Genomic DNA, 7856 nt, shown 5'->3' with positions numbered 1-7856 from the left:
TTTCCAATCCGCTTCGTCGATATAGATTCCGGCCGGGCCGCTACCGCCTTCCAGGTCGATAGCCACATGTGCCGACACCTGCGGCTTCACCGACGCCAGAATCGGCACGAAGCCGAGTTGCAGGCTGGTTTCGATGAGTGCCTGCTGGTTGCGTTCATCGATGTCGGCCGCCTCATCCAGGTAATAGGGAAGGCGAATACGACCGGCCTGTTCGCGGTCCATCAGGTGCAGCAACAGGTACATGTTGGTCAGTGCCTTGATGGTCATCGTCGTACCGTTGGACGCCGCGCCGTCGATGTCGGTATGGATCACCGGCTGGCCGCCCACCTTGGTAATTTCGAACGCGAGCTCGAACAGGTCCTTCAGGCCCAGCTGATTGTTGTTAGCGGCAACCAAGCGTGCCAGGTACTCCTTGGCCTCCTCGTTCTTGCTGTCCTGTTCGCTGCTTTGCTGCAGGTCGAATACGGACAGCGTCTCGCCTTGCTCGTATTGCCCGGCGCTGTGGATGATCTGGTCGATATGCTTGAGCGCATCCTTGTTCGGTGCCAGGACGATGCGAAAGCTTTCGAGGTTCGAAACCTGGCGCTTGTTGATCTCGCGGTTGAACAACGCCAGCTGATGCTCGAGGCTGTCGTAGTCGCTGCGGATGTTGCGCAAGGTCCGGGCGATATCGGTGACCGCCGCGCGACGCGCCTTGGCGAGCGTCAGGGCTTCGTCCTGGCGATGCGCGTAAGCGTTCACCAGCAGTTGCAACCGCCGCTCGGGATCTTCTTCGCTATCAAACTTGGCGACGCCCTTGAGGCGCACCTGCGCGTAGAGCGCTTCGATCTGGCCGTCGACGCGTTGCAGCGCCTGCCAGCTGTCCTGATAGTCGTTGAGCAGCGGCTGGAGGTTGTCCAGCGAGTCGTCCACCGGATCCATGAAGGGCGTACCGAATGGTAGATCTGCAGGCAGCAGCTGACGGCGACGTAGCGCGTCCTCCAACGTGCGCTCCTTGGCCTCGAGATCCGCCAGCTGACGGCCGACCAGTTGCAGCTTCGCCGATAGATGTTGCACTCGCTCGGTGAAGGCATCGCTGGTCCGCTTGAGTTCGTCCTGCGCCGCCTCGGCCTGGGCCAGTTGCTCAAGCTTACTGTTCTCTTCGGCTGAGAGCGTCTGGCAACGGCGGAAGTCCTCCAAGGCTTTTTGGGCGTCTAGCACCTGCTGGTAGAGCTGTTCGGCCTGCGCCTTGCTCGCGGCGCGGTCGACCGCCACTGAATGCTGGGCCTTGAGTTGTTTCAGTTCACGCTCCAGTCGATCCTTCTGGTCACGCAATGCGGCACGATCAGCCAGCGCCTGCAGGGCCGGCGGTTCAATATGGGACAAGTCGATAGATAACCCGGGCGCCTCGAAGCGCTCGCCCTTGAAGCCGTCCAGGACCGCTTCGAGCGACTTGACCCAGGCCTCGCCATCATCCAGCGCGATGCCTTTGTCCCCTAGCGGCAGGCTGAATAGCTGCCCATTGAACAGCCGCATGAGGCGATCAACGTCCGCTTGCGAGAACTCCTCACGCAGACGGGAGTAGCTGTTGTTGTCCGCGTGGTCCAGTTGCTGCCGGACCGACTTGAGCCGCTTCTCAAGGTCGCGCAGGCGCTCGTCGAGGTCCTCGCTGGAGAACTGGCGCGACTGCGATAGCGCGCCGGCCAACTCGTCATGGGCATCCTTGGCGGCGAGCAACTGCTGCTCGAGCACATGAGCATCATCGACCAGCGCAAAGCGGTTTTTCAGCGAGGAGAGCTCGCCCAGCCAGCGTTGAATCTCACTGATCTCACGCTCCAGGCGCATCAGTTCGGAGGTGCTTCCACGTTGTTCGTTCTGCAGGCCGTCCTGCTCGCGGCGATAGTGTTCGGCCTGGATGACCAGCTCTTCCTTGCGCGCGCCAGCATAGTCCTGCCAGGTCCCGAGCAGCGAGTCGAGCAAAGGCGACAAGCGATGCAGTTTGCCGCGCAGCAGTTCTCGCTGCGCCACGCCGGCAGCGAGAGCTTCAACCAACGGCCCGGCTGCAACCAGCGCTTGATAGTCCTGCTCCATGCGGCGCACGTCGCGGAAAGCCTCTTCGGTAGCTGCAATGTAATCGACACTGCCGGAGCGCAGGCTGTGCTCGAACGCATCGAGGAACAGCTGCTTGAGCTTGGCCGCCGTTATCTCGCGCATGTGCAGCAGGTTGATGAAAAGTGCGCGGAACGTCTTCAGGCTCTGCTCGCTGGTCGAACGCAGTGGGATCAGCGTCATGTCCAGCGGGATAGCGGTGTGGCCGCCGACCAGCAGGCGGCGTAGTTCGTCCGGCTTGGCCTCGTAGGCCTTGATGCCGGCGCGCTCCAAATTGGCGAACAGCTCGCGTTGGCGTAGGCAGGTGCCGTTCTGCTGGTAGTGATCGAGATCCAGCGAGCCCTGGTAGACGAAGAACTGGTGACCGAAGCCACCACCCGGCCCGCGACCAGCAACGCCGATTACGTGAGGGCCATGGGGCAGGGCGACTTCAACGAGGATGTAGCTGGTGTCGCTGGCGAAGTAGAACTTGCGCGACTGCTCAAGGCTGTACTTGCCGAAACTCATATCCGACATGCGCGCCAGAATCGGAAACTGCAGCGCATTGATCGACGCGGACTTGCCCAGGTTGTTCGCACCGTAAACAGATAACGGCGTTTCCAGCGGAAAGATGCCGAGGCTATAGCCGGCGGTGTTCAGCAGGGCGAAGCGGCGGATGCCGTAGCGTTCCTGGCTCATGCTTCAAGCTCCTTTTCTTCAGCGATGGCGCGTGCCAGGGCATCTTCTTCGCTATCGTCAGAGTCGCGATCGATAAGAATGATGTCGTCCTCTTCTTCCTCGGCCATGAGCTGAGGTGCCGCCAGTGCCAGATCGCTGCTGTGCAGGTTCGCCGCGAGGTCGCGGTCCTGCTGGACGGATAGGCAGACGTCGAGGAAGCGGTGCATCGGCGGCAGGAAACGGTAGATGCCGTTGCTGTCTTCGGCGAAGCCTAGTTGCGTCAGGCGGCGGATCACCTTTTCTTCCAGCTCGTCCTGGGTGGTCACCTCGGCCTGCAGGAACAGGTCGCGGTATTTGTCCAGCAGCGCGGGCAGTTCGTCCCGGCCCAGGGTACCGCCGTCGAGCACCGCGAGTGGATCGCGGCCCTGGTCGGCCAGATGCTCGACCAGAATGAAGGTGAACAACGCCAGGCGCTGTGCGGTCTTGTTGACCTGCGCCCCCATCTGCTCGGGGACGAAGTAGTAGAAGCCGCGTGGGTCGCAGACCAGCTCGAAGCCGAGCGCCTTGAACAGAGCGCGGTACTGGTCCTGCATGTTGGACAGCTGGGCGTAGCATTCCGGCTCGCTGCGGGACAGGTGATATCCCTTGAACAACTCGCGGAAGATTGGGGCCAACTGGGTCATTTCTTTCAGATCGATGTTCATAGGCAACTCAGGGCAATCGGCGGGTGAAAACCGCGAAGCGCTTTTCACAAAATGGGTTCGAGACAGGGCGCGCAATACCTGGTCCAGCTCGTAAGCGCTCAGGCATCGGCGTTGGCCAGCAGGGCGAAAGAGCTGAGGCTGACTTGATGCTCGCGCGTCAGGTATTCACGGCGCTCCAGCCGGTCGCGCTGGAAGCGTGCATCGCGGGATAGGCGCGAGAACCAGTAGAGCAGCTCGTCGGTTGCGCCTTCCGGTTCCTGCTCGAGCAGCCATTGCATCAGGTCAGGCAGCGGTAGCGCCTGTTCGCAGCGGTCGAGCATTTCTCGCGCCGTCAACGGCGAGCGCGGTGCGTCGGTCCTGCGCTTGCTGCCGGCCCTGGGGAATTGCGCCGGTTTCGGCTCGAAGCGGGCCAGGGCATAGACATAGGCCTCGACCTGGCTGGCCGAGCCGAGAAAGGTGCTCTGCGGGCGGGTGAACAGCGGCAACGAGGCCTGCGGCACGGCATCGAGTCCCTTCTTGCGGATGGCCGACAGCGCCAGCGCGGCACCCCGGGTCACGGCGTTATGGCGGCGCGCCTCTTCCCGCAACGGCAGCAACAGCTCGCGCGCGTGGCGCAGGGTCAACTGGGCGGTACTCTGCATCTCGAGAATGCGTGCATGGGTGCGCAGCAGCAGGTCGTCGTCGACCAGCTGGCCGAGGCGCTGCTGCTCACCGAGCAGCTTCATCAGCACCTGTTCGACGCGGTACACGCCCTGCTCGAACGCACCATCGGCCGCGACCAGCTGGATCATCGGTTCGACGTATTCATCCCAGGTGGCGAGGACCTCGGCGTAACGTTGACGCAGCGGAATCTGCCGATCGCTGGTTTTTGCTCGGTCGGCGACACCGATCAGGGCCTGCTCGTCATTGGCTAGCTTCTTCAGCACGTCGCGCACGCGCATGTCGAGCAGACGCAGCTGGCGGGCGAGGTCCTGGCCGTCGCGAATCTCGAAAGCGTCCTGGATATGCCCGGCCAGGCGTTCCAGATGGCGGAGGTAGGCTTCGATCTCCAGGCACAGGCCGAGCCGATGTTCGCGGCGCAGGTAGGCGAGGAAGTCATGGATTTGCGCGTTGAGCTCGAAGCGATTCGGGCTTTTCGCCACCGGGACCAGGATATCCAGGCGGATCCACTGATCGAGCAGGGCGGTGATATCGGTGGGCGTGCCTTCCGGCAGTTGCGCGGCGAGCTGATGACGCAGTTCGATCAGGCTCAGGGTGCCGGCATCGAAGCGCTCGCACAGTGGCTCGAGCAACGTCCAGTGTTCGGCGAGGGCACGCAGTACGCGCTTGGGTTCGATCATCTGAATCGGTTCTGTCGGCTGCAAAAAATAGTCGGCAATTGTACTGCCTGACCCAGGTGCAAATCAGCCCAAACCGATCGTTGGGATGACGCAATGAGACGCTCGGCCTTCCCGCTTTGCTGGTTTCCGGCCACAATTCACACTTGAGGCGCCGCCTGAGTCCGCACGGCTGGCCAAGAGGAGTTCGACATGAGCAGCAACGACCGCGTCATCATCTTCGACACCACCCTGCGAGACGGTGAACAGAGCCCCGGCGCCTCCATGACCGGCGAAGAAAAGCTGCGCATCGCCAAGGCCCTCGAGCGCCTGAAGGTGGACGTGATCGAAGCCGGCTTCGCGATTGCCAGTCCGGGGGATTTCGCCGCGGTCAAAGCGGTGGCCGATCACATCAAGGACAGCACCGTCTGCAGTCTGGCGCGTGCTGTCGATGCCGATATCGAGCGCGCCGCCGAGGCGCTGGCCGGTGCTAATTCCGGGCGCATCCACACCTTCATCGCCACCAGCCCGATCCACATGCAGTACAAGCTGCGCATGCAGCCGGACCAGGTGGTCGAGCAGGCTGTGCGCGCGGTGACGAAGGCCCGCAATCTCTGCGCCGACGTGGAGTTTTCCTGTGAAGACGCAGGACGTTCGGACATCGACTTCCTCTGTCGCATCATCGAAGCGGCCATCGATGCGGGCGCCCGCACGATCAACATTCCGGATACCGTCGGCTACGCCATCCCCCATCAGTACGCAGACATGATCCGCCAACTGCTCGAACGCATTCCCAACGCCGACAAGGCCGTGTTCTCCGTGCATTGCCACAACGACCTGGGCCTGGCGGTGGCCAACTCGCTGGCGGCGGTCGTTGCGGGTGCGCGGCAGGTCGAGTGCACCATCAACGGGCTGGGTGAACGCGCCGGTAACGCCGCGCTGGAAGAGATTGTCATGGCGATCAAGACCCGCCAGGATTTGCTTAACGTGCACACTCGCATCGAAACCGAGCACATCCTCAGCGCCTCGCGCCTGGTTTCCGGCATCACCGGCTTTCCGGTGCAGCCGAACAAGGCCATCGTCGGCGCCAACGCCTTTGCCCATGAGTCCGGTATCCACCAGGATGGTGTGCTCAAGCACCGCGAAACCTACGAGATCATGTCCGCGCAATCGGTGGGCTGGAACGCCAACAAGATGGTCATGGGCAAGCATTCCGGGCGTGCCGCATTCCGTTCGCGGCTCGAGGAGCTCGGTATTGTCCTGCCGGGCGAGGGTGAGCTGAACGCGGCCTTTGCGCGCTTCAAGGAGCTGGCCGACAAGAAGCACGAGATCTTCGACGAGGACCTGCAGGCGCTGGTTTCTGACACCCTCGCCGAAGACGTGCAGGAACATTTCAAGCTGGTGACGCTAGAGGTGGCGAGCAAAACCGGCGAGGTGCCGGACGCCAAGCTCGTGCTGAGCGTGGACGGCAATGAGCTGCCCGCCTCGGCACAAGGCTCCGGGCCGGTCGATGCGACCTTCAAGGCCATCGAATCGGTCGCCAATTCCGGCGCCACGCTGCAGCTCTATTCGGTCAACGCCATCACCAAGGGCACCGACTCGCAAGGCGAGGTCACGGTGCGGCTGGAGAACGGAGGGCGCATCGTCAATGGCAACGGCGCCGATACCGATATCGTCGTGGCGTCCGCCAAGGCCTATCTGAATGCGCTGAACCTGATGCAGGTTGGCGCCAAGGCGCATCCGCAGGTAGTCGGGGTTTGATCACCGAAAGCCGGCGTCGGGCCTTTCTCGACGCGATGCAGGTCACCACCTGGCTACCACGGGTCGAGCTTCCCTTTGCCGCGCCGTCGCGCCCGGAGCTGCTGCAGTTCGTCGAGCCCGAAGCCATGCCCGCGCCAGTCGTCGAGCTTGAGCAGCCCGTCGGGCAGCCAGCCCCCTCGTCGCCCGCGCCGGTAACAGACGCGCCAGCGGCCACGGCGAGCCCGGCCGCCGATGCGGTGCGTGCGGCCATGCCCCGCATCGCCATGCCCGAGCCGAAAAAGACGTCCGCGAGGCCCACTGATGCCGAGCCGGCAGCCGCCGAGCAAAAGGCAGCCATACCGCCACCACGTTTTGCCTTGCAATTGCTACGAGCCGGTAATTGCCTGCTATTGGTGGAATTGCCCACCGGTGAGTCTTTCCAGAGCCGCGATCCCGCCTACCTGCTGCTCAAGGATCTGCTGCGCGCCGCCAAGCTACCGGACAAGCCCCAGCAGGTCGGTGACGGTGAGCCGATTCGTTGGCCACTGCTGCACCGCGGCAGTCTCGATCAGGGCGCCGAGGCAGCACGGGATTATGTGCAAGGTGTCGTGGCTGCCGAGCTGGAGGAAATGGGTTGTGCCTGCCTCTGGTTAGTGGGTTTGCCGGCGCTGCGCTTTGCTGGTGAGGTGGAGGCAGACGCCTGCTACCGCGAGCTGCATATCGATGGCATCGGCCACGCTTTGGCCATGCCCGGGCTCGAGCAGTTAATGGAGCAACCTGGCAGCAAGGCCGAGTTGTGGAAGGCGATGCGTCGCAGCATGCCGCGTTGGGTTATGGGTTTATGAGCAGTGCTTCATGAGTGATGCAGTCAGTTTTCGCCCCATGACGGCGGCGGATATCGAAACAGTCCTGAAAATCGAGTACGCCGCCTTCAGTCATCCCTGGACCCGCGGCATCTTCACCGACGCGTTGAGCGCTTATGAATGCTGGGTCATGCTCGAAGGCGAGCAGCAGGTGGGTCATGGCGTGATCAATGTCATTCTCGACGAGGCGCACCTGCTGAATATCACCGTCAAGCCCCAGAGCCAGGGGCGTGGGCTGGGGTTGCGGCTGCTTGAGCATCTGATGCAGCGGGCTCACCAGCGCGGAGGGCGCGAATGCTTTCTCGAGGTGCGCGCCAGCAATACGTCGGCCTACCGGCTCTACGAGCGTTACGGCTTCAACGAAGTAGGGCGGCGCCGTGGCTATTACCCTTCCGCTGACGGACGCGAAGATGCCTTGGTGATGGCCTGCACATTGATCGATTGATCAGGCAGGCACCGCCATACGAAGCCCGACCCAGACGATCGGG

6 protein-coding genes are annotated in these 7856 nt (G+C 62.8%); 3 read left to right on the top strand and 3 right to left on the bottom strand.

Features of this window, described 5'->3' with window-relative positions:
* The 3 genes from mksF to mksB all read right to left on the bottom strand — a co-directional run.
* The coding region (gene mksF / locus UF78_RS17050) for an Mks condensin complex protein MksF (RefSeq protein WP_045163413.1) at positions 1-2766 on the bottom strand (2766 nt) is incomplete at its 3' end.
* On the bottom strand, positions 2763-3449 hold the full coding sequence (gene mksE, locus UF78_RS17045; RefSeq protein WP_045163412.1) for an Mks condensin complex protein MksE: 687 nt from the start codon (positions 3447-3449) through the stop codon (positions 2763-2765). The genes mksE and mksF, both read right to left, overlap by 4 nt.
* A 98-nt stretch (positions 3450-3547) precedes the next feature.
* On the bottom strand, positions 3548-4789 hold the full coding sequence (gene mksB, locus UF78_RS17040) for an Mks condensin complex protein MksB (protein ID WP_045163411.1): 1242 nt from the start codon (positions 4787-4789) through the stop codon (positions 3548-3550).
* A gap of 189 nt (positions 4790-4978) precedes the next feature.
* Between mksB and UF78_RS17035 the strand changes: the two genes are divergently transcribed.
* Genes UF78_RS17035 through rimI form a run of 3 tightly spaced genes read left to right on the top strand, consistent with a single transcriptional unit; the run spans position 4979 to position 7813 of the window.
* Positions 4979-6526 carry a 2-isopropylmalate synthase gene (locus tag UF78_RS17035; protein ID WP_045163410.1) on the top strand — a complete coding sequence of 516 codons (1548 nt, stop codon included), beginning with the start codon at positions 4979-4981 and terminating at the stop codon, positions 6524-6526.
* Positions 6523-7350, top strand: a complete 828-nt coding sequence (locus UF78_RS17030) for a hypothetical protein (RefSeq protein WP_045163409.1) — start codon at positions 6523-6525, stop codon at positions 7348-7350. The genes UF78_RS17035 and UF78_RS17030 overlap by 4 nt, the downstream gene beginning before the upstream one ends.
* 10 nt (positions 7351-7360) lie before the next feature.
* Complete coding sequence (gene rimI, locus UF78_RS17025) at positions 7361-7813, top strand: ribosomal protein S18-alanine N-acetyltransferase (RefSeq protein ID WP_045163408.1); 453 nt, start codon at positions 7361-7363, stop codon at positions 7811-7813.
* The last annotated feature ends 43 nt before the right edge of the window (positions 7814-7856 follow it).

This window comes from Stutzerimonas stutzeri (genome assembly GCF_000952685.1).
GTDB classification, from domain to species: Bacteria; Pseudomonadota; Gammaproteobacteria; order Pseudomonadales; family Pseudomonadaceae; genus Stutzerimonas; species Stutzerimonas stutzeri_E.
The sequence above is the reverse complement of the archived record's forward strand: the minus strand, read 5'-3'. Positions and strand labels throughout refer to the sequence as shown.